The organism is Flavobacterium sp. 90 (genome assembly GCF_004339525.1).
In the GTDB taxonomy this organism is placed as follows: Bacteria; Bacteroidota; Bacteroidia; order Flavobacteriales; family Flavobacteriaceae; genus Flavobacterium.
In genome coordinates, this window is record NZ_SMGE01000001.1 from 2,207,588 (window position 1) to 2,234,076 (window position 26,489).

At 30.8% G+C, this 26,489-nt stretch carries 27 protein-coding genes; 9 read left to right on the forward strand and 18 right to left on the reverse strand.

Going from position 1 to position 26,489, the window contains the following annotated elements; translation table 11 throughout:
- Nucleotides 1–139: 139 nt before the first annotated feature.
- The 5 genes from C8C83_RS08955 to C8C83_RS08975 all read right to left on the reverse strand — a co-directional run bounded on the left by C8C83_RS08955 (nt 140) and on the right by C8C83_RS08975 (nt 5,684).
- Nucleotides 140–364, reverse strand: a complete 225-nt coding sequence (locus tag C8C83_RS08955) for an AtpZ/AtpI family protein (protein ID WP_121327944.1) — start codon at nt 362–364, stop codon at nt 140–142.
- The gene (locus C8C83_RS08960) at nt 330–743 is read right to left on the reverse strand and encodes a polymer-forming cytoskeletal protein (RefSeq protein WP_121327946.1); all 414 of its coding nucleotides are present in this window, start codon (nt 741–743) and stop codon (nt 330–332) included. The genes C8C83_RS08955 and C8C83_RS08960 overlap by 35 nt, the downstream gene beginning before the upstream one ends.
- Before the next feature lie 2 nt (nt 744–745).
- Nucleotides 746–3,352 carry a tetratricopeptide repeat protein gene (locus C8C83_RS08965; protein WP_121327948.1) on the reverse strand — a complete coding sequence of 869 codons (2,607 nt, stop codon included), beginning with the start codon at nt 3,350–3,352 and terminating at the stop codon, nt 746–748.
- Between the two features lie 91 nt (nt 3,353–3,443).
- Nucleotides 3,444–4,139 (reverse strand): ABC transporter ATP-binding protein, encoded by a 696-nt coding sequence (locus C8C83_RS08970; protein ID WP_132011730.1) that lies wholly within the window; start codon nt 4,137–4,139, stop codon nt 3,444–3,446.
- Between the two features lie 84 nt (nt 4,140–4,223).
- Nucleotides 4,224–5,684, reverse strand: a complete 1,461-nt coding sequence (locus tag C8C83_RS08975; RefSeq protein ID WP_121327950.1) for a DUF5687 family protein — start codon at nt 5,682–5,684, stop codon at nt 4,224–4,226.
- A gap of 128 nt (nt 5,685–5,812) precedes the next feature.
- Here C8C83_RS08975 and C8C83_RS27455 point away from each other — a divergent pair, with 128 nt between their 5' ends.
- The 3 genes from C8C83_RS27455 to C8C83_RS08990 all read left to right on the forward strand — a co-directional run bounded on the left by C8C83_RS27455 (nt 5,813) and on the right by C8C83_RS08990 (nt 8,079).
- The gene (locus tag C8C83_RS27455) at nt 5,813–6,865 is read left to right on the forward strand and encodes a ferredoxin--NADP reductase (RefSeq protein ID WP_121327952.1); all 1,053 of its coding nucleotides are present in this window, start codon (nt 5,813–5,815) and stop codon (nt 6,863–6,865) included.
- 345 nt (nt 6,866–7,210) lie between these two features.
- A complete protein-coding gene (locus tag C8C83_RS08985) occupies nt 7,211–7,519 on the forward strand; it encodes a hypothetical protein (protein ID WP_121327954.1) in 309 nt (102 codons plus the stop codon).
- Between the two features lie 146 nt (nt 7,520–7,665).
- On the forward strand, nt 7,666–8,079 hold the full coding sequence (locus C8C83_RS08990) for a hypothetical protein (RefSeq protein ID WP_121327956.1): 414 nt from the start codon (nt 7,666–7,668) through the stop codon (nt 8,077–8,079).
- Here C8C83_RS08990 and C8C83_RS08995 read toward each other — a convergent pair.
- Complete coding sequence (locus C8C83_RS08995) at nt 8,068–9,075, reverse strand: glycosyltransferase family 9 protein (RefSeq protein ID WP_132011731.1); 1,008 nt, start codon at nt 9,073–9,075, stop codon at nt 8,068–8,070. The two genes, C8C83_RS08990 and C8C83_RS08995, sit on opposite strands and share 12 nt — an antisense overlap.
- Nucleotides 9,076–9,301: 226 nt before the next feature.
- Nucleotides 9,302–9,907, reverse strand: coding sequence for a DUF4254 domain-containing protein (locus C8C83_RS09000; protein WP_121327958.1), 606 nt, complete (start codon nt 9,905–9,907; stop codon nt 9,302–9,304).
- A 110-nt stretch (nt 9,908–10,017) separates the two neighbouring features.
- Here C8C83_RS09000 and upp point away from each other — a divergent pair, with 110 nt between their 5' ends.
- Nucleotides 10,018–10,671, forward strand: a complete 654-nt coding sequence (upp, locus tag C8C83_RS09005; protein ID WP_121327960.1) for a uracil phosphoribosyltransferase — start codon at nt 10,018–10,020, stop codon at nt 10,669–10,671.
- On the opposite strand, the gene C8C83_RS09010 is transcribed toward upp, so the two are convergent.
- Nucleotides 10,666–11,595, reverse strand: coding sequence for a DUF6427 family protein (locus C8C83_RS09010; RefSeq protein ID WP_121327962.1), 930 nt, complete (start codon nt 11,593–11,595; stop codon nt 10,666–10,668). The genes upp and C8C83_RS09010 overlap by 6 nt on opposite strands.
- 140 nt (nt 11,596–11,735) lie before the next feature.
- Here C8C83_RS09010 and C8C83_RS09015 point away from each other — a divergent pair, with 140 nt between their 5' ends.
- The gene (locus tag C8C83_RS09015; protein ID WP_089354137.1) at nt 11,736–11,966 is read left to right on the forward strand and encodes a uracil phosphoribosyltransferase; all 231 of its coding nucleotides are present in this window, start codon (nt 11,736–11,738) and stop codon (nt 11,964–11,966) included.
- A 39-nt stretch (nt 11,967–12,005) separates the two neighbouring features.
- Here the strand turns inward: C8C83_RS09015 and purD are convergent, their stop codons facing one another.
- On the reverse strand, nt 12,006–13,280 hold the full coding sequence (gene purD / locus C8C83_RS09020) for a phosphoribosylamine--glycine ligase (protein ID WP_121327964.1): 1,275 nt from the start codon (nt 13,278–13,280) through the stop codon (nt 12,006–12,008).
- Between the two features lie 134 nt (nt 13,281–13,414).
- Between purD and C8C83_RS09025 the strand changes: the two genes are divergently transcribed.
- On the forward strand, nt 13,415–14,725 hold the full coding sequence (locus C8C83_RS09025; RefSeq protein ID WP_121327965.1) for a phenylacetate--CoA ligase family protein: 1,311 nt from the start codon (nt 13,415–13,417) through the stop codon (nt 14,723–14,725).
- Between the two features lie 42 nt (nt 14,726–14,767).
- Nucleotides 14,768–15,295: an ORF6N domain-containing protein gene (locus C8C83_RS09030; RefSeq protein WP_121327967.1), complete on the forward strand. Its 528-nt coding sequence runs from the start codon at nt 14,768–14,770 to the stop codon at nt 15,293–15,295.
- Between the two features lie 190 nt (nt 15,296–15,485).
- On the opposite strand, the gene C8C83_RS09035 is transcribed toward C8C83_RS09030, so the two are convergent.
- The 3 genes from C8C83_RS09035 to C8C83_RS09045 form a co-directional block, all read right to left on the reverse strand.
- Entirely contained in the window at nt 15,486–16,253 is a 768-nt protein-coding gene (locus C8C83_RS09035) for a glycosyltransferase family 2 protein (RefSeq protein ID WP_121327969.1), read from the reverse strand.
- Nucleotides 16,254–16,286: 33 nt separating this feature from the next.
- Nucleotides 16,287–17,270, reverse strand: a complete 984-nt coding sequence (locus C8C83_RS09040) for a UDP-glucuronic acid decarboxylase family protein (RefSeq protein ID WP_099710138.1) — start codon at nt 17,268–17,270, stop codon at nt 16,287–16,289.
- 141 nt (nt 17,271–17,411) lie between these two features.
- On the reverse strand, nt 17,412–17,813 hold the full coding sequence (locus C8C83_RS09045; protein ID WP_121327971.1) for a hypothetical protein: 402 nt from the start codon (nt 17,811–17,813) through the stop codon (nt 17,412–17,414).
- A 166-nt stretch (nt 17,814–17,979) separates the two neighbouring features.
- Between C8C83_RS09045 and C8C83_RS09050 the strand changes: the two genes are divergently transcribed.
- A complete protein-coding gene (locus C8C83_RS09050) occupies nt 17,980–19,056 on the forward strand; it encodes a glycosyltransferase (protein ID WP_121327972.1) in 1,077 nt (358 codons plus the stop codon).
- Here C8C83_RS09050 and C8C83_RS09055 read toward each other — a convergent pair.
- Nucleotides 19,033–19,923, reverse strand: coding sequence for an O-antigen ligase family protein (locus tag C8C83_RS09055; protein ID WP_243653113.1), 891 nt, complete (start codon nt 19,921–19,923; stop codon nt 19,033–19,035). The genes C8C83_RS09050 and C8C83_RS09055 overlap by 24 nt on opposite strands.
- Nucleotides 19,924–20,035: 112 nt before the next feature.
- On the opposite strand from C8C83_RS09055, the gene C8C83_RS27395 reads away from it, so the two are divergent.
- On the forward strand, nt 20,036–20,293 hold the full coding sequence (locus tag C8C83_RS27395) for a hypothetical protein (RefSeq protein ID WP_158598145.1): 258 nt from the start codon (nt 20,036–20,038) through the stop codon (nt 20,291–20,293).
- A gap of 6 nt (nt 20,294–20,299) precedes the next feature.
- On the opposite strand, the gene C8C83_RS09060 is transcribed toward C8C83_RS27395, so the two are convergent.
- Genes C8C83_RS09060 through C8C83_RS09080 form a run of 5 tightly spaced genes read right to left on the reverse strand, consistent with a single transcriptional unit; the run spans nt 20,300 to nt 26,459 of the window.
- A complete protein-coding gene (locus C8C83_RS09060; protein ID WP_121327976.1) occupies nt 20,300–21,364 on the reverse strand; it encodes a hypothetical protein in 1,065 nt (354 codons plus the stop codon).
- 6 nt (nt 21,365–21,370) lie between these two features.
- Nucleotides 21,371–22,456: a glycosyltransferase gene (locus C8C83_RS09065; RefSeq protein ID WP_121327978.1), complete on the reverse strand. Its 1,086-nt coding sequence runs from the start codon at nt 22,454–22,456 to the stop codon at nt 21,371–21,373.
- 9 nt (nt 22,457–22,465) lie between these two features.
- Entirely contained in the window at nt 22,466–23,770 is a 1,305-nt protein-coding gene (locus C8C83_RS09070) for an MATE family efflux transporter (RefSeq protein ID WP_121327980.1), read from the reverse strand.
- 7 nt (nt 23,771–23,777) lie between these two features.
- Nucleotides 23,778–24,770 carry a hypothetical protein gene (locus C8C83_RS09075; RefSeq protein WP_121327982.1) on the reverse strand — a complete coding sequence of 331 codons (993 nt, stop codon included), beginning with the start codon at nt 24,768–24,770 and terminating at the stop codon, nt 23,778–23,780.
- Nucleotides 24,771–24,779: 9 nt separating this feature from the next.
- Complete coding sequence (locus tag C8C83_RS09080; protein WP_121327983.1) at nt 24,780–26,459, reverse strand: hypothetical protein; 1,680 nt, start codon at nt 26,457–26,459, stop codon at nt 24,780–24,782.
- Nucleotides 26,460–26,489 lie beyond the last annotated feature (30 nt).

Below are 26,489 nucleotides of genomic sequence, written 5' to 3' on the forward strand. Positions count from 1 at the left end.
ATATTAAATAAATAAATACTCCATGCAGAATACAGGAATGTGAATTTATCAGATAAAAATTGCATAGTAAAATATTGTACAACAAATAGTACAATAGAAAAAGGGATAAAATACTTCAGGAAATCGGTTGTTTTGTTCATTATTTATTCAAATTTTTTACTTGTCTTAAAACATTATAAAGTGCTAAAAAAACCGAAAATAAAGAAAAAATAATTGTCCACAAAGAACCACCGTTTGAATACTTCTGATCTAACTTAACTCCTATATAGGAAAATATAAAAATAATAACACCCATTTGGATGGGAATATTAACAAATACTAACCATTTATTATTGTTTGAGTTCTTCTTGGGCTCCTTTTCCATCTTTTAATGTAACTTCTTTAGTGGTATTTGTTAACATTGTACAAGTTGCTGTAAAATCAGCTCCAGGTTCTATAGATAATTTTCCAACGGCAACCTCTCCGTGAATACGAGCTGTTGCTTTTATATTAAGGACTTCTAAAACTTTTATTTTTCCTTGAAATTCACCTTCAATATCAGCATTATTACAAACAATTTCTCCTTTGATACTGCCTGATACTCCAATAACCAGTTTGCCTTGTGAAGTAAAATTCCCAATCAATTCTCCGTCTAATCTAAAATCAGCTTTTGAGACGATATCACCAATTATTGAAGTTCCTTCTACGATTCTATTTGTTTTTCCCAGAAGTTCAGTTCCGTTTTTTTTGACTTTATCAAACATGATTATGGATTTTTAGGCGCTAAATAAGCTTCCAGATTTTTTTTAATTTGTATTACTTTATAATTATCGCTGGATATAATAATTGCCGGATGCGAAATTTTATATGGTTTTTCATCTCTTAAAAGTTCTGAAACGTCTCTTGCATAAGCCTCAGATTTTAAACCATGAATAACTACAAAACTTTCTGTTTTATTGTATTTATCGAAAGAAGTTGTAAGCCTCTCAAAATTTTCAACTGATAAAAATTTCTTGATTGCTTCTTCAATTTGTTTTACCGTTTTTGTATCTCCTTTTGAAACTGCATAAATAATTTTCCAGTTTTTACCATCAACAACTGTAAAATCCATTTTTTCTAAACCTGGAATTTGCTTTTCTAAAATTTCACGAGCATTTTTTCCTTCATCAGTATTTGGATAATTATCTGCAACTCCTTCTAATGCTTTTTTGTATGCTGCCAAACCATTTACTTTTCCTAAAGTATTTGCTTTTAGCAATTCATATTTAGAAACAATTTCATCTCCGGAATATTGATTAATCAAATTGTCTATATTGTCCAGAACGGTATCAAATTGTTCTTCCTGAAATAACTTGTACCATTTTTGGTATTCCTTATCAGCTGATGCTAAATTATCTGTATTACTATTGCTTAAAATCTGTGCATATCTCGAATTTGGATAATTCGAAGTAATGTCAGATTTTACTCTTTCTGCTCGTGCAGGATTTGTAATTTGATAGATTTTATACAAATTATACATCGATGGCAAAATCAATTTTTCCTCTGGATTATTTTTTAATAATTGTTCGAGTTTGTCGCTCGCCAAATTGTACTCTTTAAACTTTTCTTTATAAATAAGTCCCAATTGATAGTACGAAAAATTACGTTCCTTATTAATACTATCCATAGCAACTTGCGTTGTTGGAAGTTGTTTTTCGTAAAAATCAGTTGTATATTTTGGTATTACAATAGTGTCTTTTAGAGCATTTGCAGCATCTTTACTATTTATTGTATCGTTCATTGCTGCATTATTCGCAGATCTTAAACCTGCTAATCTCCAGTTGCTTCCTAAAGTTCTGTTTCCCCACATTTTTTTAAACTGTAGTTTTCCGTAAGCAACCGTTGTAGGATTATAAAAATAGAATGTACTTGCTGTTTCATTTCCTCCCGGAAGTGTTGGTGTACCAGGATCTGTAGGCATTCCTGTAGAATTTGGGTTAATTGCCGTTGGCGAATTACCACTACTTGTATTTCGATCAATGTTGGCTAATTTCTCTTTTTCTTTCTCCTCTAAAATACGTTTTGCATCATCTTTCTTTTTAAGATCAGCAATATAACTTTCGAAGTAAATTTTTCTATCAGGATCAGACAAGCCTTTAACTTTTATAATACTATCATCGCGTTTTGCAATTCCTTCGTATTTAATTACGTTGTCGAGATTTTTTCTGTTTTTTTCGATAAAAGCGTATTCTCTCGTTTTCTTATCTAATTTTGTCAATGTACTGTCATAATATTTGGCAGCCATAGTATAATCAGTATTTTTGAAATACATATTCCCGATATTTCTATAGGTCGAAGCTACTAAATAAGGATCTTTAGATTTTCTTCCCAATGATTTATTATAAAATATCAAAGCTGTATCCTGTACCTTATACTTATCGAAAAAGACACCCATTTCATAAAACAGAATATCATAATAAGGTCGGTTTTCTCGATCACTTACCAGTTTATTATACATCTCAATAAACAGATTCTGATTCCCGTTTTGATAATCGAACATTTCTGCTTTTTTTGCATATGCATGCATCATGTATTTTCGATCTGCTTTTCGATTCATATCAATTACGCCATCATAAAAATAAGTTGCACTATCCTTTTTGCCGGCTTCCTGATACAATTGCCCTAGAATAAAACGGTATCTTGCTCTATCTTCATTTATCTTTGTGAATTTTTCAGCAACTTTAAGTTTCGTTATAGCACTATCTTTTTCTTCCAGATTTAAAAATGCTTCAGACAATAAAGCATTAGCATCTGAAAATGTTTGTTTATCTAAATCTGTCTTTTTTAATAAAAGGTTTATATTTTTTATCACAATAGCATCATTTCCTAAACGCATATTGGTTTTTTCGCGCCAGATTTTTGCCGTATAAATATTACTGCTATTTGGGTATTTATATAAAATATAATTGAATGCTTCTAGTGCCGGAATAAAGCGCTGATCGTAGTATCTGGCTTTTCCAAGCATTAAATAAGCTTCGTCAATCTGATAATTTTTTTCTCTTCCGCCAATGTTCATTGAATGTTTCTGAATGGCTTTTGTTGCTTTTGTTTCAGCCTTTTCAAAATCAGCGTTTTTAGCTTTTTCGCCTTCAGAAAAATTCTCGTCAATTTGCATTTTTTCAATAGGTAATATCTTCCAGAAATTATCCTGATTATTACCCTGAACAGATTTCAAACCTTTCTGAAGACCAATGCCGCCGTTATACAAAATGTTGTATTTTGTACTTAAAGCATGTGAATTTCGAGATAAAAAAGTATTTTTTTTGGTAGAACAAGCTATCAAAAAAAGCAATATCACGAATACAAAACTATATTTAAGAGTATTCTTTTTCAATAGAAAAGAGTTTAAATCAAATTAACTTCTAAAAAGGATTTTTAGTATATTAACTTGTAAAAATACACTTCTTTTTTTAAACTTTAGAAACTTATACTGCAAAAAACAATTCTAGTTCTTGTAAGGTTTCTCTTGAAGTTTGAATATCTTTTACAATCTCTCCTTTATTTAATGCTACAATTCGATCGCAAACCTCTACTGTATGCTGCAAATCATGACTGGAAACCAGAACTGTAACATTTGGATTTTCCGCCAATTCTTTGATGATTTTTTTTAATCTGCTAACAGTTGTTGGATCTAAGTTTGCAAACGGTTCGTCTAAAATTACCACTTCAGGATTACCAATAAGTGTGGCAATTATCCCCACCTTCTTCTGATTTCCCTTAGATAGATCTCTCAGGTATTTTTTGTTGCTCAAAATTTCTCCATTAAAAAACTCCTCATATTTTGCCAGTAAAGCATCAATATCTGCTTTGTTTTGATGGTGTAAATCTCCAATAAAATAGAAATATTCTTCAGGCGTTAAATATCCGATAAGGAAACTTTCATCTAAAAAAGATCCTGTAAAAGATTTCCATTTTTCGTTTGTATTTACCTGAATATCATTGTTTTTAATAAATCCTGTTGAAGGCTGAATCAAATCTAATAACAAACTGAAAAAAGTTGTTTTTCCTGCTCCGTTATTTCCTACCAATCCAAAACTTTGTCCTTTTGGAATTTCAAGATTGCTAATGTTTAAAACTGTTGTACCGTTATATTTTTTTGAAAGTTGATTTACTTGTATCATCTTAATTTTAAATTTTAGATTGTTGATTTTAGATTTTGTCAATTGAATCGAATTATCTAATTGACACATTTTCAAATTGACTAATTAATTCTTTTGTTTATAAGCACTTATGGTACTATATTTTTCGATTTTATATCTTTTTTCAATCAAAGAAAAAACTTTGTCTTTGAATATAAAACCTAAAACCCCAGCTCCTGCAACTAACACTAATCCGATGGTTTTGTCTCCAAAATGAAGTCCAACCCAATACAATATTAATGGCAAAAATATCTTTGGTAACGATAGCAACATCGAGTTTACATTGAAAGCTTTTTTATCTCCAAAAGCGCCTCCTGCACTACTTAAATCGATTGGCGTTTTTGTAAATGCACCGCCCAAGAGCACTAAATGAGAATTTACTCCAATATTATAAATCGCACCAACAACTATAATCAAATAGGTTTCCCATCCGTAAAAAAGGTAAAATGAAGCAAGGATTGTCGAAACAAAAGTGGCGATAACAATTAACCACCATTTTGAGGTAATGTAGCCGCGATAAGGAATGTTTTGTGTCATCATTAATTGATAATAAGAGCTATCCCAACTTGGTACAAACTGCCCGAAGACAAATAAAAATCCTCCCGAAACAAAGATCCCTGCAAAAATTTGCATAACCGGAGGCTGATGCATATTCCCAAAAAAGATTAATCCGTAGAATAAAAAAACTACGCTCATTACAATAGTCGTTTTGGATCTTTTGTTTCTCTTAATCAACTTGATATCATTTTTAAGAAACGTTCCTAAAGTTCCAAATTGATTTAGCCATGAAAGGTCTTCGGTTGTTGCAATATCCTCTTTTTTAGAAAGCCCGGCATCTAAGAATAAGTTACTTTTGAAGTACTTAAATGTAAAAGCATACAAACCTCCTAATACCAAAATAGGAATTAAAAATATCCAACCTGTTTTATAAAATCCCATAAAAACAGGAGTTGTAAAAGTCGTAATATCAAACAGTTTATAATATTGTGCTGCTGCTAAAGAAACTACTACAGCAAGAAAAACAACAAATAATTTATCGATATTACTTAGAATAATATTTAAAAAATTATTGATATAAATTAAAGCTATGATTGCCAAGTTCCACAAAATGACTCCTGTCAAACTATAACCTTCCAGCACTAGCACAATCGAAAATGGAATAAAGAAAAGTGCATGTATCCAGTTAAAAAAAGACAAAGCGGTTTTTCCTAAAGAGAAATGTACAATTGTTGGCTTCTTAAACGGCAAAACCAATAAAGGTCTGATATTTAGAACCGGAATCGCCTGCAATAATAATCGAATTATCAAATCGAACATGAAATAATAAATCAGAAACTTATTAATGGTTTCAAAAGGTTCGAGTTTCATTTCTTTAAGTACATAAAATACTCCTACTCCTCCTGCAATAAAAAGCAGCGAAAAATAAATCATAAAGAACCCTATTACTATTTTCATCGCTACACTTTTCCCAAACGATGCTGATCTGGTAAAGGCTTTCCATTCGAGATAAATAAACTTTTTAATCATGGTTAATTGGTTTTAAGTTTTGTAGTAAGAGACCAAATGTAAGAAAACGTTACAAAAAAAGTTAAAAAAAATAATTTCGTGCCCGTCATTTAATAGTGGTTTGCTACTTTTGCATAAAATATACAATCATGCCTTCATTTTTAAAACTCATAATTAAAGAGGTAAAACGCGAAACAACCGACGCCGTTTCTGTACTTTTTAATGTTCCGGAAGAACTAAAACCAGACTATAAATTTATAGCCGGACAATACATAAACTTAAAACTAACTCTTGATAATCAAGAAATTAGACGTGCTTATTCTATTTGTTCTGCACCAGAAAGCGGCGAATTAAGAATTGCTGTAAAAGCAGTTAAAAATGGTTTGTTTTCTCAATTTGCAAACACAAGATTAAAGGCTGGAGATGTTCTTGAAGTAGGTCATCCGGAAGGAAAATTTACTTTTGAACCTGATGCCGAAAGACAAAAAAACTACGCAGCTTTTGTTGCCGGAAGTGGTATTACACCAGTTCTTTCTATTTTGAAATCAGTTTTAAAGAGTGAACCAAAAAGCTCATTCGTATTAGTTTACGGAAATAAAACTCCTGAAGAAACTATTTTTCATCAGGAATTACATGATTTACAATTGCAATATGTAGGTCGTTTATTTGTTCATTATGTTTTTAGTCAAGCTAAAGCTGAAAATGCAATGTTTGGAAGAATCGAGAAATCTGCCGTAAATTATGTGCTGAATAACAAGCATAAAGAACTTCAGTTTGATAAATTTTTCTTGTGCGGTCCTGAAGAAATGATTAATACTGTTTCTAATGTTTTGAAAGAGAAAAACGTAAAAGAATCTGCTATTAAATTTGAACTTTTTACATCTTCAACACAAGAAAATCAAATCCATAATTCACTAGAAGGACATACAAAAATCACGGTTTTAGTTGATGATGATGAAGTTACATTCGAAATGTCTCAAAAACAAACCATCTTAGATGCAGCCTTAAAACAAGGAATTGACGCTCCATATTCTTGCCAAGGCGGAATTTGCAGCAGCTGTCTTGCTCGTGTAACTTCTGGAAGTGCAGAAATGACTAAAAACTCCATTTTAACAGATAAAGAAATTGCTTCAGGCTTAGTATTAACTTGTCAGGCGCACCCAACATCAGAGTCTATTTATGTAGATTATGATGATGTATAAAAGTTAAAATTTCAATCCCGAAGCTTCGGGATAAAATCCAAATTCCAAACTTAAAATTGGGATTTGGATTTTTTTTTGTTTTATAATTATTCGCAATCTTTGTCAAAGTTTAAGAACTTATTTTTTATGCTTTTGAAAAGTTATGCTCAAAGTTTGTCATTTCGACGGAGGAGAAATCACACTAGAAACTCCACATAGAAAATCGCCAATCTTCGTCGAGTTACGGGTGTGATTTCTCCTCCGTCGAAATGACAAAAAAGCGTAAATTCCATTAAGTCATTAGACTCAATTTTCAAGTTCTGAAAATTGGAATTTGACATTAAAAAAATTGAAAATTAATTGAATATGAAATCTGTAAGAGAAATTTTAAAAAATAAAGAATATCTTTTAGATGAACCTGAAGTAGAGAAACTTGTAGAATATTGTGAAGAACTGCAAGATGAAATTGTTGAATTTAAATATCAGAAAACCAACAATAAAGAACTCGCAATGCTGGACATGCTCAGAGAAGTTATAAAAGGCTGTAATGATATCGAAAAAGAACAGATGGAACACGAAAGATTTGGTTATGAAGCACCTAATTACGAAGATACCATTTCGAATCTTAAAAGTTATATTTATAGGAGATGTCGGGACGAGAAAATTTGGTTATAGTCTAGATTATAATAAAAGCAAATTTTTATTAAAATATTGCCAAATTTTCATTATTTTAGTGGTGTAATTAAAGTAATCGCAATCTCGCTTTTCTGAGATTTGTAGAGCGAAATCAGATTTGTCAACACGTTTAAATATTAAATATCATGACAATGCATCACTTCCTTCGTTTATCATTTATTGCAATTTTTGTAGTAACAGCTTTATTTTGTGTTTACTTTATAATTAAAAAACAGCGAAATAAAAAAGGACCTAAACTACTTACAGAAGAAAAATATAGCTCAACAATGATTGGCAAAATGACAGAAATAACTGTTTCTGACAAAAATATTTTTAATATCTGGCCTTATATAAGTAAATTAAAAGCTGCTAAAATTCTATCGCACAAAATCAAAGAATCTCAGTTGGTGCATAAAGTCTATAGAAATTCAACTGAAGATTTTGAGCATATTTTGCTTTCTACAGAAAAAGAAAATCATTTTGTTGTAATTGTTGCCAATAAAAACAAAAAGAAAACAGTAGGATATTTTCTCTATGATTTAGATGGATTATATGCTTAACTGTATTTTTTCAACGATATCTTTTGGAGAAATCGATCTCATAGCATCTTCATAACCTTCAACGATTTTATTTCCATAAACCGATGTTGGCAATTTTGGATATTGATTTCTATCTGAAGTTAAAGCATTTTCAAGACTTTGATTGAATGGTAAAAATCCTGCGTATGGATGAGTTGCGCCCCAAAGCGTGATTACTTTTACGCCCAACATTGCTGCAATATGAGCATTTCCAGAATCCATAGAAAGCATCACGTCAAGATTACTTATCAATTGTAACTCTTGCTGAAATTTAATTTTTCCAGCTATGTTTATTACATTTTTAAATGGTTGAGAAAGAGAATCCAATATTTCGATTTCTTTCTTTCCGCCACCAAAAAGCAATATTTTGTAGTCTTTGTTTTCAGCCAATTTTGCGATAACTTCCTGCATTAAATCCTGCGGATAAACCTTAGAATCGTATTGTGCAAAAGGTGCAATCCCAATTAATTTTTGATTTTGATTACCAATAATTTCGAGAATTTCTGAGCTTAAATTTGCCTTTTCATGGAATTCGGGATTAGATAAATCTACGAAAAAACCAAGTTCTTGGAACACTTTTGCGTGTCTTTCGAACATTGTTGGCAATTGTTTGAATATTTTATTTTCGGCGCGAGTTAACTCTTTTTTACCGTCTCTTCCTTTGTCAACTGTAGCTCTTTTTTTTCCGCTTAAAGCGAAAAGTAAGCTTACAATCTTAGATCTCAAAACATTGTGAAGATCTGCAAAAGCATCAATTTTTAATTTTTTTACATCTCTAAATAATCTCAAAAGCCCTGGGAAACCTTTGTGACGTTCTTTTTCATCAAAAGCAAAAAACTCTAAATTCGGAATTCCGTCAAAAAATGGTTTAAAAAACGGACGTGAAATTACTGTCAGTTTAACCTCAGGATACTGTTTTACAAAAGCGCGTAAAACAGGAACCGTCATAGCGACATCTCCCATTGCGGAAAGTCTCATAACGGCTATATGCTTAATTTTATTGGACAATTTCTTTATGATTTTTAAATTCAAGTCTTTTTCTGGCTATTGTGGTTTTTTAGCCCAGATTGAAATGAAAATCCCGGAGCAAAAAAATAAAGTTTCTTGTTTAAAAAAAGCGACCAACGGAAGCTCTTTTTTGAACAATAGAAACTCTATTTTTTTGTGAGGAATTGAAATGGAAAGCTGGAAATAGCTCCAGAAATTATTTCTTATTTTGGTATAAAACAGGATTTAATTCATCGTCATTGTACATCTTCATTTGTTTGTACACTTTCATGAATTTATCTCCATTTTCGATATCAGTAAGCAAATCATCAATTGCAGTAGACAAGTCACTTCTTTGCTCTAAAAGGATGTTTAATTTTTCCTGACATTTATCTCTGTGTTCTTGTGAAGCCTCTGCACGAGTAGCTTCTTCATGCATATGATAAATTTTTAGCGCTAAAATAGACAATCTGTCAAATGCCCAAGCAGGACTTTCAGAATTGATTTTTGCGCCGTCTTTTACTTTTACATCGCTGTATTTTTGTAAAAAATAACTATCGATATATTCCACCATATCAGTACGTTCCTGATTAGAAGCATCGATTCTTCTTTTTAAAGTCAATGCTGCTACAGGATCAATTTGCGGATCACGAATGATATCCTCAAAATGCCATTGAACAGTGTCAATCCAATTTTTTAGATATAATAAATGTTCGAATTTATCCTTTGGATATGGATTGTTTATAGGTTGATCAACATTATCAAATTGATGATAATCCTTGATACTTTGTTCGAAAACTGAATATGCTAATTTTGAAAACATGTCTTTATTTGTTAGAGTTACAAAGATACTTTTTATACTTTTATGGTGCGAATAAAACGATGATTTTTTCGTTATCGTATTGTAACCATTGATAATTCTAAAATTTTACTATGAAAATCCATTATATATCTGAAAATAATAGCGTATTAAACCACTTTTTAAGTCAAATTAGAAATGTTAATGTTCAGAACGACAGTATGCGTTTTAGAAGAAATATAGAACGAATTGGCGAAATTATGGCGTATGAACTGAGCAAGGATCTGTCTTATAAAAGCGTCGATATTCAAACTCCGCTTGGTATTAAAAAGACTACAGAAATAGAAAGTGATTTAGTTTTATGTTCAATTCTAAGAGCTGGTTTGCCGCTGCACAATGGTTTTCTAAACTATTTTGATCATGCTGAAAATAGCTTTGTTTCGGCTTGCAGATATCATCCTAATAATGATGCTGAATTTGAAATTCGGGTTGAATATCAAGCGCTTTCAAATATAAATGATAAAACGGTTTTACTTCTTGATCCAATGTTAGCAACGGGACAATCGATAGTTGCAGTACATGAAAAACTGGTTCAAAATGCAACTCCAAAAGAGATTCATATTGTTGTTGTAATTGCTGCTCCGGAAGGAATTGCTTTACTGGAAAAAAGCCTTCCTGATAATTGCCATTTATGGGTTGCTTCTCTTGACGAGAAATTAAATGAGAAAAACTACATTATTCCAGGACTTGGTGACGCCGGTGATCTTGCTTATGGAAGTAAACTATAATTGAGAAAAATAAGTAAACAAACTGCAGCAAATCAACACATAAAAAACAATTTCGTTATTGAGTTTTTGCTGCATATATTCTACATGACTTGCCGCCATAATCGTTAAAGGTGCAATACTAAACAACAACAAATCATTACTTTTATCAGGCGATATAATATAAACCGCCACTGCAATAAAAAAACATGCAATCACTTTTTTATACGAAGTATGTACAATTTGTGGTCTGTTTGATAATGTCATTAATATTGAAACCACAAAAAACAAGGATATTGCTACATATATAGAAAGTGCTCCGTTCTCGTAATTATTCTTAAAATAATCAATGCTAAAATCAATTACTGCTCTTTTTTCGAAAAATTCAATAACATTAATATGAAAGATTAATGACACCATTAAAAAAACAATCGAAACAGCCAGAAGCGCTATAAATGGTAAAACCCAGTTTCTATAATCTCTTGAAACGTGAAAAACAATTGATATAAATACTAAAATAATAAAGAGAACAGACCAAAATTGAAATAAAGCAGCTACAAAAATCCAAAATGACGCATCAAATATTTTTTCTTTAGAAGCTTTTAATGATTGCAATGAAATCAATCGTCGCAACGCCAATAAAAGAAAAAAGTTGGCATAAATTACATTCGGATTATTAAATATTGTAGGGAAAAACAATATAAATAACAAATAGAAAAATATCGCGTAACCATTGTCTTTACTGAGCCCGTTCTTTTTTACAATGAAATTAATCATAAAAAAAGATGCCAATATAAAGCACAATAAACTCACTTTTTGAAATCCCAAAAAGTAATTATTAATCCAGGAAGGTTCTTGGATTTGAAACAGAAAAAAGAAAACCAGTATTAAAATTACGACCAATGAATAATTTAATGGCGTAGATTTTTTAAAAACACTTGTTATCATAAGGATATTTTATACTTTTGTGATTGTAAATATAATACTTGTTTAAAAGGAAAAACCAACAAGTTGAAAAAAGATTCTATTAATTGAATTTTAACTTCAATGCGTTACAAAACAATAAATAACATATAATTTTATAAATTATGACAGCTTTTTTTGAAGGAATACAATACTTATTCGTTAACATTTTATTTGCTCCTCTTGACTTTTTACGTCATTTAGAACTAATTACTTGGTTTGGTGCTAATACAATTAACTGGATTTTTATGACCATCTGCGCATGTGCAATCGTTTACTGGATTAAACAATTACGCATATTTGATGACGCCGGAACAGAAAACCAAGATACTACAGCTCACTCTTTTTTAAAATAAAAAGTATCTAACCCTCCGAAAAGGGTTAGAGAATTCATTTTATATTAGATCGAAACCGATATCTTTTCTAAAATACATCTTATCAAAATTTAGTTTATCTATATTTTGGTAAGATTTTTTTATGGCCTGTTGGAAATCGTTCCCATAAGATGTTACAGTCAATACACGTCCTCCATTACTAACGACATTATCACCATCTAATTTTGTTCCCGCGTGAAAAACTATAGAATCTGTAATATTTTCTAATCCGGTAATTACTTTTCCTTTTTCAAAATCTTCAGGATATCCACCAGAAACTACCATAATAGTAGTTGCACTTCTTGGATCAACTTCTAATTCGAAAGTATCTAACTTTTGATCAGCAACGGATTGAAACAATGCAACCAAATCAGATTTTAATCTTGGAACCACAACTTCTGTTTCCGGATCACCCATTCTCACGTTGTATTCAATAACGATTGGTTCATTTTTTACATTGATTAAACCAATAAATACAAAACCTTTATATTCGATTCCGTCTTTCTGGAAACCTTCGATTGTTGGTTTTACGATACGAGTTTCGATTTTTTCCATCAAAACAGCATCAACATAAGGAACTGGAGAAACTGCTCCCATTCCGCCAGTATTTAAACCTGTATCTCCTTCGCCAATACGTTTGTAATCTTTTGCAGTTGGAAGAATTTTATAGCTTTTCCCGTCAGTTAAAACGAAACAGCTTAATTCGATTCCGTCAAGAAATTCTTCGATCACTACTTTTGAACTTGCTGCTCCAAATTTTTCGTGAACCAACATATTTCTTAATTCTGTCTTAGCTTCTTCAAGATCCTGAATAATCAAAACACCTTTTCCCGCTGCTAAACCATCTGCTTTTAAAACATATGGAGGTTGCAAAGTTTCTAAGAAAGCACATCCGTTTTCAACAGTTTCTGCAGTAAAACTATCATAAGCTGCTGTTGGAATGTTGTGTTTCATCAAGAATTCTTTTGCAAATTCTTTACTTCCTTCTAATTGTGCACCTAATTTTGATGGTCCAATAACCGGAATATGTTGTAAACTTTCGTCATTTTTAAAATAATCGTAAATCCCTTTTACCAAAGGATCTTCTGGTCCTACAACAACCATTTTTACGTTTTCCTGCAATACAAATGCTTTAATAGCATCAAAATCAGTTGGAGACATTGCAACGTTTGTAGCAATTGCAGCCGTTCCCGCGTTTCCTGGTGCAACAAAAAGTTTTTCGCAAAGCGGACTCTGAATCATTTTCCACGCAAAAGCATGCTCTCTTCCGCCCGATCCTAATAGTAAAATTGTCATGTTATAGTTGTATTTAGTTGTGGTGCAAAAATAATTGCTTTTGTACGTAAAAAATAATTAAATCTTAAAAAGTTCGTTATTCTTCTCTGTTAGTAATAGGATAATATTATTTTTGACGAAAATTCAACCCATAAATGATTTCTCTTTTCGACATTTCGCTTCAATTAAATGGTTTTCCAATAAAGAAAGCTAAAGCCGAATTGAACCAAATCGTAAATTTAACAGAAGAAGAATACACTCTTTTTCTGCAGAATAAAAAAGAAGAAATTGTCGATTTTCATCTAAAAAATAACTCTTTCTACAAAGAATTAGTCGGGAATAAAACTGATCTGAAATGGGAAGATTTACCTATTCTGAACAAACAAAATCTACAAAAACCACTTAACGAAAGACTTTCAAAAGGTTATACTTTAAAAAACGTTTACCTCAACAAAACTTCTGGATCCAGCGGAACACCTTTTGTTTTTGCAAAAGATAAATATTCTCATGCCTTAACGTGGGCATCAAATATTATGCGTTTTGGTTGGTTTCGGATTGATTTTAATCATTCGTATCAAGCTCGTTTTTATGGTATTCCAATGGATTTTATTGGATATCATAAAGAGCGTTTTAAAGATTTTTTAGGTGGTCGTTTTCGGTTTCCTGTTTTCGATTTATCAGATGAAATTCTGGAAAGGTTTCTAAAAAAATTCAAAACGAAAAAATTCGATTATGTCAATGGTTATACAAGCTCAATTGTTTTATTTGCTAAATATTTAGAAAAGAAAAATATCGTATTAAAAGAAATCTGTCCAACCTTAAAAGCTTGTTTTGTTACATCGGAAATGCTTTTTGAATCGGATAAAAAATTACTTGAAAAGCAATTCGGTATTCCGATAATCAATGAATATGGAGCTTCAGAACTTGATTTAATTGCTTTTGAAAATCCTCAAGGCGAATGGCAAATTAATGCAGAAACTCTTTTTGTGGAAATTCTGGATGATGATAATAAAGTTCTCCCTTACGGGAAAGAAGGACGAATTGTGATCACTTCTCTCTTTAATAAAGCAAATCCCTTTATCAGATATGATATTGGCGATATTGGAATTCTCGACGAAAAAAGTACGCCACAAAAACCGATTCTAAAAAAATTAATTGGAAGAACAAATGATGTTGCGATCTTACCAAGCGGGAAAAAATCTCCTGGTTTGACCTTTTATTATGTAACCAAAAGCATTATTGAAGATGATGGAAATGTCAAAGAATTTATCATCAAACAAACCAAATTAGATTCTTTTGAAATCGAATATGTTTCTGAAAATGAATTAGATTCAACTCAAATTCAGAAAATAAAAGAAGCAATTACGTTGTATCTCGAATCCAATTTAAACTTCACTTTTACCCGAAAAATAGTTCTGGAAAGAACCAATCGCGGAAAATTAAAGCAATTTAAATCTTATTTATAATATAAATAAAATCTTACATTTGTTTTTACTAATAAAAAACTCATGGACGATCATTCTCTACTTTCTGAAGAAACTATTTCAAACAAAATATATTTTATACGCGGTCAAAAAGTAATGCTTGATCGTGATTTGGCCTTGCTTTATGGAATTGAAACTAAAGTTCTAAAACAATCCGTCAAAAGAAATATCTTAAGGTTTCCTGAAGATTTCATGTTTGAACTGGATAAATCAGAATTCGAAAATTGGAGGTCACAATTTGTGACCTCCAATTCTGATAAGATTGGTTTAAGATATGCTCCAATGGCATTCACAGAACATGGTGTTATGATGTTATCTAGTATCTTAAAAAGTGATAAAGCAATTCAAACCAATATTCAGATCATGCGTATTTTCACGAAAGTGAGACAAATGCTTTTAGACACAACTGAAATTAAAGTTGATATACTTCAGATTCAGAAGAAGTTAGAGAATCATGATAAAAATATTGAATTGGTTTTTTCTTATTTAGATGAACTAACTGAGAAAAAAGAAGATAGAAGTGAAAGAGTAAAAATTGGCTATAAAAAATAATACATTCTTCAAGGTTGCAATTTGCCACCTTAGAAACTTGAGGTCACAAATTGTGACCTCAAGTTTTTATAAGATTTTATTTTAAGCTTATCGAAATGAGATTTGAAGATTGGAGGTCGCAAATTGCGACATCAAGATCTAAAATGGAAATCGATTTCTCTAAGGTCGCAATTTGCGACCTTAGAGAATACTATCCTTTCTTTATATATTTTGGCTTAATAATCAATTGAGTAAATAAAAATCGGATCATTAATAAAACAGAAAACACAAAATTATAACCGTGAAAGTCTCGGTAAACACCAAAATTGTGTTTTATCAATTTGAATTTTGAAGATGAAATAGAATCTTTTCTTATTCTGTAAAATGCCAAAGGTTCCGGAACTGGTTTTGTTTCTTTGATTTGTTTTACAATAGTAAGCCACAATCTCCAATCCTGCCTTTTTTGTGTGGCTTCAATTACAATTTTTCCGAAGTAATCAGCATCATAGATTGCAGTTAAATTACCAACATAATTGCAAAAAAACAATTGATTGTAAGTCAGGTTTAACGGTGCTTCAACTCGTCTGTTTAGATTGTTACTTTCTTCGTCAATACAATCGTAGAAACTAAATGTAAATGGTAAATTATTCTCTTTTAAAAACTGAATCTGCTTTTCTAATTTAGAGGGAAACCATAAATCATCAGCATCTAAATAAGCAATATATTTTCCGGTTGCTTTTTCTAAGGCAATATTTCGCGCAACTCCGTTTCCGGAATTTTTAGCGAGTTGAAAGAGTTTTATTCGGTTATCTTTTTCAGCAAAATCTTTTATAATTTCTACTGTTTTATCTGTAGAAGCGTCATCAACTAAGATTGCTTCCCAGTTTTGATAACTTTGATTTTTAACTGATTGCAAAGTCAACCCAATGAACTTTTCAGTATTATATGTTGGGATTATAATAGATACTAATTCGCTCATTAGATTGTAATATCTTCGGGATTTATGCTTTTATTATTTTATGTAACTTGAAAAATCTTTGTGTTCTTCTTTTGAAAGTTCTTCTTTTGAAAGCGATTTAAAATAATCGTAAGTAATTTTCATTCCTTCTGCACGATTTACTTTTGCTTCCCAGCCTAATAATTCTTTTGCTTTTGTAGTATCTGGTTGACGTTGCAATGGATCATTTATTGGTAATGGATGATAAACCACTTTCTGATTCGTTCCTGTTAGTTTGATAATTTCTTCAGCAAAATCTTTAATTGTGATTTCGTCCGGATTTCCAATGTTTACAGGATATACGTAATCTGAATGTAATAATCTAAAGATACCTTCAACCTGATCGTCTACGTAACAAAATGAACGGGTTTGCATTCCGTCTCCAAAAATCGTTAAATCTTCGCCACGCAAAGCCTGACCAATAAAAGCAGGAATTACACGTCCGTCGTTTAAGCGCATTCTTGGTCCGTAAGTATTAAAAATACGAACGATTCTGGTTTCTACGCCATGAAAAGTATGATATGCCATTGTGATTGATTCCTGAAAACGTTTTGCTTCATCATAAACACCGCGTGGTCCAATCGTATTTACGTTTCCGTAATACTCTTCGGTCTGTGGGTGAACTAACGGATCTCCATAAACTTCAGAAGTTGACGCAATCAAAATTCTTGCTTTCTTAACTCTTGCTAATCCTAATAAATTATGAGTTCCAAGAGATCCAACCTTTAATGTCTGAATAGGAATTTTTAAATAATCAATAGGGCTCGCCGGTGAAGCAAAATGCAATATATAATCTAAATCACCAGGAATATGTACAAACTTGGTAATGTCGTGATGATAAAATTCGAAATGTTCTAACTTGAATAAATGTTCTATATTTTTAAGATCTCCCGTAATCAGATTATCCATCCCAATAACATAATAGCCTTCTTTAATGAATCGGTCGCACAAATGCGATCCTAAAAATCCTGCTGCTCCGGTAATAAGTATTCTTTTCATAGTAATTATTTATACATCGCAAATGTAACTGATTTGAAAATTATAAAAACTATTCTAAAAACAAAACTGCCTAAAATAATTTAGGCAGTTTTATACAAATTTATTTTATTGTTTGATTAATCTGATTCCTTCCTTAATTAATTAATTTATTCTTTTCAGCCCAATTTTTATCGATTCATGTTCAGACAAACCTTGACTCAAATACAGTGTATCATTATATCGGTTTACTTTAAAAAAAATTTTATGCTCATCATAATTAATGGTTAATCTTTCACAATCTTCTAATTCATAGTTCATTGCTTTTTTATTAACAATTACCGTATCATTTTCATTAAAAACCCATATTGTTGGTTCATCTGTTTTTATATCATGACCTCGTCTTATATTAAATGTATTTGTGTAACTAAATGTTTTCCATGTACCAAAAATTTCTTTACGACATTTAATATATCCGCTTTTACCGCCATATGCATTTTGAAATTCTGCACAACTGTAAAAGCTCATCAAAATTAGAAATAAGATCATTAGTTTAAAATCTTTCATAATTTGTAATTCTGTATTAATTCAATTTTTAAATATAGTATTTTCCACCTCATTAAATTTTTCTACCATATTGTTTCTTATGTTTTTTTAAACAAACAATATCAGAAATAGTTTATAAATATTCCACCTTATTTATCTATTTTTACCACCAATTAAATCCCTTGTTTTGAAAGTTGTACACATTATAGAAGCTCTTGGCGGAGGAGTTTATACCTATTTTAGAGATTTATCAACTTTCTTTGGAGATGATGAAATAAATAAAAACACTGAGACTACTATCATATACAGTAGTAATCGAAAAGAAATTGATCCTGAAAAAATAGAATCTGAATTTTCAAATGGAGTCAACCTGATCCATATTAATATGGTTCGGGAGTTTTCACCCATTCAGGATTTAAAATCGGTTTATAAATTAAGGAAAGAGCTTAAAAGAATAAATCCGGATGTTATCCACCTTCATTCTTCAAAAGCCGGGGTTTTAGGACGATTTGCTTATTTTTTCCTATTCCAAAAAAAGAAGCTTTTTTACTCACCACACGGTTATTCTTTTCTTAGAACTGATATTTCAAAATCAACAAGAAATATTTATTGGAAAATTGAAAGCGCTCTTCAATTCTTAGCTAACTCGACGATTGTGGCTTGCGGTGATAGTGAATATGAAATTTCGAAAAAAATTGGAACCTCAAGATTAGTTCGAAATGGAATTGATTTAACAGCTTTCAACAAACAATCTGATTTACACGAAAATAAGAAATTAACGATTGGTGTAATGGGAAGAATTACGTTTCAAAAGAATCCACAATTTCTGAATCAAATAGCCCTAAATTTTCCGGATTTTAATTTTGTCTGGATTGGTGATGGTGATCTAAGACATATAATTACTGCACCAAACATACAAATTACAGGTTGGATTTTAGATCGAAAAACTCTTTTAACAGAACTCAATAACATCGATATTTATATGCAAATATCTCTTTGGGAAGGTTTGCCAATTGCTGTTTTAGAAGCAATGGCGTTACAAAAACCTGTAATTGCAACCAACATTATTGGTAACAAAGATGCTGTTTTGCATAATAAAACTGGGTTCCTATTTGATGATATTAGTGAATTAGGTTCCTATTTTGAAATATTAAAAGATCCAATTACAAGAGTTACTTTCGGTCAGAATGCTTTTGAAAGATGTCATGATTTATTTGACAAAGACAAAAACTTCAGAGAATTATTGGCGATTTACAATCAATAGTTTTTGTTGTAACCAATAACTTCCAAAAACGGAAAACCAAAATCCACTAAAGGCAATTCCGTCGAAACGAAGTAGAAAATCATCGATTAAATTTGTTGTGAAAAAGATTATAAAAAATGAAAGTATTATCCCATTCTTCAAATCATAACCCAAATACCCGATCGTAAAAATATAAAGAATCACTACTAAAGGACCTAATATTCCAAACTTTAGTAAAAAATCCAGAAACTGATTGTGCGTAGGAAATTCATATTTTGCCAAAAATTTTTGATTCGTTTCCGCGTAATACTTATTAAGCTCCGGTTTTCCATCAGAAGCTCCCACTCCAAAAGGAAGATTTTTTACAGACAATTCCCAAGCTGATTTCCAGATTGAAACTCGTGTTACCAACGAATTAAATACCTTAATCTCTGGATGATCGATTTCGTCTAGTTTTCCCACTTTATCCATATAAGCAAAACTTACTGTAGAATATTTTTCTTTCATGTAAGGGTCTTTTTGGACAAATAAAAATAGAATTCCAGCTAATAAAACTACAATTGCAATTGCCGTTAAAACAATCTTTTTTAGATTGAGTTTTGATCTTATTTCAAAAAAGAAAACCAGGCAAAAACCAATCAAAGCATTGATCAACGCCATTCTGGTATTTACAAAAAGAACAAAGAAAAACGACAATAAAAATGTAATAAAATAAAAGATTTTCAATTTTACTTTTTCACGATTGTGGAAGCTTTCAAAAACAAAATACAAAGCACAAACCGAGACAAAAGCTAAATGCATATTCAACGCCGGAGCATGAATACCAATACTATTTGCAAATTGATATCCCATTTCCCATAAATGAATTCCGTTGAAATATTTGTTCATCAATTCTGGGTATATAACATTAAATCTGATGAAGAAAAACAACATAATTAATGTTGTTAAAATAACATAAGTCCTGGTTAATTTTATAAAATTAATCCGCTGATAATTGCCTATGATAAATAATGGAAAAATCAATAAAGAGGTGCTTTTCTCTATGGCTTTTAATCCTTTTAGAAAAGAATCGTTGTTCCAGAAAAGTAATAATTGCAATAAAGCCGGTGAAGCAATACAAGCCATTAACAATAATGATGTCTTAGTATATTTAAGTTTTTTGAAAAAAAATAAATTAAACACGGCAAACAAAATGATCAGCAATGAACAAGGTTTCCTGAAAATCATTGCGGTTGCAATCAAACATAAAAAAACGTGAAAGATTTTATTGAAGTTCTTTTCGGAAATATTCATAATACAATGCAAAATAAATTAATGGAAAAATACCTGTTTTATGCCTAATTGCAGATCCTAAATCTGGTTCAAAAACCCCCTGAATTATAAAAAAAGAAAAAATAATAAATAAAATGAAAAGTTCATATCTATACTTTTCTCTGTCTTTCAAACATTTTGAAAAACGAACCAATAGAATATAAAATAATAAAAGTTGCCAAATTATAAATACAATAATCTGAGGTGATAAAAGGTGTTTTAAACCATTTATAGGAACATTTACAGTAAAAAACCCATAGAATATCGCAATGATTTCTCCATACCAAGTATCTGGCTTTATTGGCGGAATAATTATCGAATTTGCGTCTGCTGATCCAATTCGAGTCTTATTAACAACTTCTCTGCTCATTTCAGAAAAATATTCGCCTTTTAAAATTCCATAACTTAACGATAGGAAAAAAGCGATCAGTAAACCATAAAAAATGGTCATTAATGTTTTGTTTTTAAAATCTATAAAACTTACCAAATACATTCCACCAACAATTATAGGAATTAATGCAAAATACGGGCGATATAACGCTCCAAAAACAACAAACATTATAGTAGAAAAGATAACCGTTTTTTTGAATGAAAACGACTTGTTTAAACACATAAAAACGATTGGTGCAACATACAAATAGGTAATAAATTCTTTTGAAGGCATTGCAATAAAAATAGCAATCATAAAAATTCCCATGTAAACAAGAATGTTTTTTACATTGAATTTTTCAAAATTTTCAGGAATTCCAATTTTATATAATATGTAAATTAAAATCGGAAATTGCAGAAGGGCAATTAAGGGAAAAGGCAAATAACGTAAACCTGTAATTTTATAAAACAAAATTGTAAAAGGATAACTTCCAAAATAGCCTATTTCATTGAATTTATCATAAACAATTATAGCTGAATCATAGAAAAATTTTGGAGGTAAAACATAAAATGACAGCATCGCAACAAATAGATTAGCTGTTGCAATGGCAAAAAATGCGGCTGTACTTTTTTTAACTAAAAATCGCATATTTGCTTAACTGTTTTTATATAATTCTATGTGTTTCTCTACCATTAATTCGATATCAAATTTTTTAGCTTTTAGTTTACAAGCATCAATAACATTTATACGTAAATCTTCATCTTCAATCAACTTTTCAACCTTATAAGCTAAATCCCGTTCATTACCTTTTTCAAACAAAATACCTGCTCCTTTTACCAAACCTGATAATCCTATAACATCTGAGCCTATAAAAGGTTTCCCTGAAGCCATACTTTCTATCGCCACTAAACCAAAACCTTCTCCATTTGAACTTAAAATCGAAATATCTGCCGTTTTTAAAAGACGAGCAACATCAATTCTTTCACCCAAAAATATAACTCGATTCTCTAACTCTAATTTTTGAACCTTTTTTTCACATTCCTCTTTCAGATTACCGTCGCCGACAAAAATTAATTTGAAATTATCCGGCAGCAATTTCATTGCTCTAATAACTGTTTCATGATCCTTATGCTTGCTAAATCTTGCTACCTGAATTAATAAAATGTCCTGTTCTGTTAATGATTCTGAAATTTCGTTTTTTAAATAAGGTTTAGCGTTCTCAATTGCTTTCAAATTTATTCCGTTCTCAATGACTTCAAATTTATTGTGAGGCAATTTTGTATGATTTTGTATGATTTCATAAACCTCATCTGTAATACAAATTATCTTGTAATAAAACCGGTATATAAATCGATCAATTTTACTAAAAAAATAATTTTTAATACGTGGATTTGAAGAACTATGCTCTGTAACAATAATTTTTATTTTTGAGAAAGAAATAATTTTTGACAATACAATCCAATATTGAGAAGGAAATAAATGAACATGCGCAATATCGTATTTTCTCAAAAATGGTATTATTTTAAGAACATGAATTGGATTATATACGGAATATGAACCTAAGGAATGAATTGTACAGCAATTTTGGGATTTTAAAGCTTTCAAAAAGGGTAACTCGCTTCCGTTTAGTAATAAAAGATCGACATGAATACCTTTTACATTATAAAGAGGAATTGTTTCCAGCAGCAATTTTTCAGCTCCTCCGGAATCGAATCTATTTATAATTTGTATTATCTTCATGTTAGTACTTTAGTGCAAAAAAATTTTTATTCTATCCTTTTTATAAATAAAAACAGTCGTTACAAAATTCCAGAAAAAAGAACTCGAAACAAATGCGATTGCAGCTCCGTTCATTCCGTAAACTGGAATTAAAAATCGGTTTAAAACAAAATTAATTGCAACAGCAATAATTAAAATAATCTGAAATACATGTTGTCTTCCTGTCATATTCAAATAAACCGGAGCTGGCCCAAATGCAGAACAAATTCCCTGACCTATAATTAGAATCAAAAACGGTTCCTGAGCTGCAATATATTGATGTCCAAAAAAGGACAAAATATATTCTGAAAAAATACACATTAAAAGAATAACCGGAAACGTTATTCCGAAGATTAACCGAACACTTTTTCTAATTACTTTCTTTAATTCTAAAACATTATTGCTTGTAAAATACTCTGAGATTTTTGCTGAAATTGTAATATTTACAGTCACTATTATAACCGAAACAATTGTCATTAGTTTAACACCAACCGAATAAAAAGCAACTGTTTCATCGTTTCTGTATTTCTTTAAAAACATGATATCAAAACACATTAATAAAAACAATGCCATTCCGCTAATAGCGATTGGATAAGATCTTAAAAACACCTCTTTATGTGTAATTTTTTCTATGATTTCAACCTCAGCCATTTGGCGAAAATAACCGAAGAGCAATATAGAACTTACAATAGCTAACAAAACAAACCCTATGAGAAAAACATCAACTAAATAGGTTTCTTTATTCCAATAAAATAAGACTATAGAACCTATAAGTAAAGGAATATATTTAAGAATGTTTCGGAACAATTCGGCAACATATAATTTATCCAAAGCTCTAAAAACTTCAGTATTTAAAGTAAATATTCCATAGAAAAACAAGGTTGCAGCACCTTTTAATAATATTGAATATACTTCCTGATCAGCAAAATAATTGTTTATGATTTTTTTGTCAATGACCAGAATAACTACTAAAACAAGTACTGAAGTCAACAAAAGCATTGTGACCATTTTGGTATAGATACTTTTTAGTTCTTCAAGTGCACTTTGACTTGCTAATCTTCCTTTAAAATACAAAATGGACTGCTCAAAACCAAGTAAACAAATACTTCCGATTGCTAATAGAAAAGAACGTGCAAAATCATATTGACCAACTAATTTTGGAGTATATGACTTGGTCAGGAATATGGTAAAACCAAACAATAAAAGCACTCCAAAAATCCTTAAAAACAAGGTACTTAGACTTTGTTTTAAAAATGGATTCTGTGTGATTTTTTTTAAAATGCTGGTGGTTTTCAATTTTGTGTTAAAGTTGATTTTTTGTTGACAATGCCAGTTGTTTTCTGTAAAACTTCAAGAACAAACTAATCAAAACAAAAACAAAAATGAAGAAAATGGGAAACAATATCTTGAAATTTCCGCTAACAATTTTATTATCATTTATGTTTAATGTGGCATTAATTTCTTTAATCGTCTTATCAAAACTGATTAATTTCAATCTGTTCTTTCCCTGATCAGTGACTAATTTTTGTTTGGTTTTAATGATATCATTCAACTGAATATTCTCATTATAATAAACCAATTTATCATTTTTTGCAGCATTTTTTACTGAACTTGTAAAACCATTTAAAACCTTATCTATTTGAGCAATTATAGTGTCATTTTGCGCAATTTCCTGTTCCATGTTTTTAAATCCTATTTTCTGAATTTTACTAAAATACTCTGAGCTGTTTAAATATTTTAACAACGGTTCAACAACTTCTTTTTCATCAATTGCTTTATTTGAAACAAATGAAATCGTATGAAAAGTATAGTTTTTACTGGTAACATTATCTTCTAAAACCTTTTTAACTTCGCCAACCTCAGCCATTAATTTTATAAGTTCGAAGTTTTGTTCTTTGTCTGCAATAAATTTGTAAACGTCAGCAACTGGTTTAATTTCAATTTTTTTGATTTTTTGTGGATGCAAAATTCCAACCACATTTTTTAAGAAAACAGTATCGCCAGAAATAATTTTGGCTTCTATTAGATCTATTTTCGCATATAAATAATCAACACTTTCAAAATTTGGCGTTACAATAACCTCATTTTGAAATGTTTTCTTACTAGAGTCCAGATACCACCCAAATCCAAATCCAATAATGACTAAAATTAAGACGACAATCCAGTTTCTAACAAAAAACTGAATTGATCTAAAAATAGCAGCATTAATGCGATCGAAAAAATTACCAATACTTCGCGAAAGTTGAAAAATATCAATTTCCTGATCATTGGCATTCTGTGGTACTTTTATACTCATTTATTGTTTTTATTTTACGTTGAAAATTTGTTCCAAAATTTTGATAGTAATCAAATACGTTGGTTTTACACCCGTTGTTCCTAATCCGCCTGAAGCTAATGTGCTTCCGGTTTCCAAAGGATTATCAGATGCATAATAAGCGTAACGAACTTTGATATCGTGTGGTACACTTTTTCTAATTTTTGATGCTGATTGTATCGCTTTTTGATAATAAGATCCTTCCATTTCAAGACCAATTACTCCCCAGGTTGATTCGTGAAAGAATTTCAATAAATCTCTGTTTTGTAATGATGTTCCAAGAACCGTGACCATTGCACCTTCAAAAACAGCAATGTCATTTCCTTCGAACATGGCGCCTGTTAATTCATTTTCGAAGAAATAATTATCCGCTGTTCCTTCATTTATATGCGCCGTTGGGATCATAATGTCGCCTTTTCCTCCTTCAAGAATTCCGGCTTTACCCATTATCGAAACTGATTTAACTTCCAATTTTGTATCCTTTTTATAAGGTTTCAAAAGCTCGTCGATAGTTTCATAAGCTTGCTCACCAAAAGCATAATCCATTACAATAATAACAGGCTGCTCTTCGCCAAGTTGTGCTTTTGGAAATGCAGTTTTTGCCCAGTCAATTTTAGCTGTATCAAAAATCTGAACGTCAATATTTGTTCCTGATGTATCCGGTAATGAAATCATTCCGTTTTTCAGGGCTAAATCTTCTACATGACTTCTAGTTTCTTTTGCGCCGGATTTACTTAATTCTTCATAAATAAAGAAATCAGATTTGTCTTTGAATTTTGTTTTCAGCAAAGGTGTCGCAAAAATAGAATTCATCACACTATGCATATTGGCACTAATAACGTGAATTGGTCTTTTTAAAAGATTATTAGCCTTTAAAACTTCCTTGATGTTTGTTGCCCAAATTTCACCGTGAATATGGTGTCCTAAGCGCTCTCTTAAAACCGGACTAAAGGTTATCGTTCTTTTATTATTGTCAATAACTTCTTCAATTGCTAATTTTCCTAACCAATAAATAACGTGTAGGAAACGGTCCGGAGCATTTTCTGAACCAAAAGCGTCATAAATATCTAAAACCTCTTCAAATGTTCTTCCTAAGATATTTGCAACGTGCGAGATTGCTTTTTCTTTTTCTATTAATGGCAATTTCTTAGTCTGCATTACCGCTTGTTCAAGTTTCATCCAATCACGAGAAACTTCGCCGCCATCATCTAATAAAACTCTATTTTTAATTTTATGAGATTCAATAAAAATGAAAGTCAAATGCGTCAGAATATCATAAATATCTGAACGGCCGCGCGTGATTTCAACATTCATTTGTTCCTCATCAATTCGGTAACAATTTCTTCTTCTTTTTGGAGGAACAATTGCCTGAAAATGTGATTTAGAATATCCTTCATCCGAAGTTAAATTAATAAATCTGCATTGCTCAATTCCTATCGGAAGACGCTCTATAACGTACAAAAGTCCGTTAAGTTCTACTTTTTCTTCACCTATATTTCCGTAAATTTCCGGACGTAATGCTAATAATGATTCACGTAAACTATCACCCGAAACTCCCATTGGTTTATAAAAACCACGGTTGAATAAGTGACGCATTGTAATGTACATTTTTTCAATAGCCGCAGATGATTCCTGCGCTCTTGATCTTGATATATGTTTGGTTTCTTTCATGCTATTTTATTTTAAAATCTTCTATCTAAG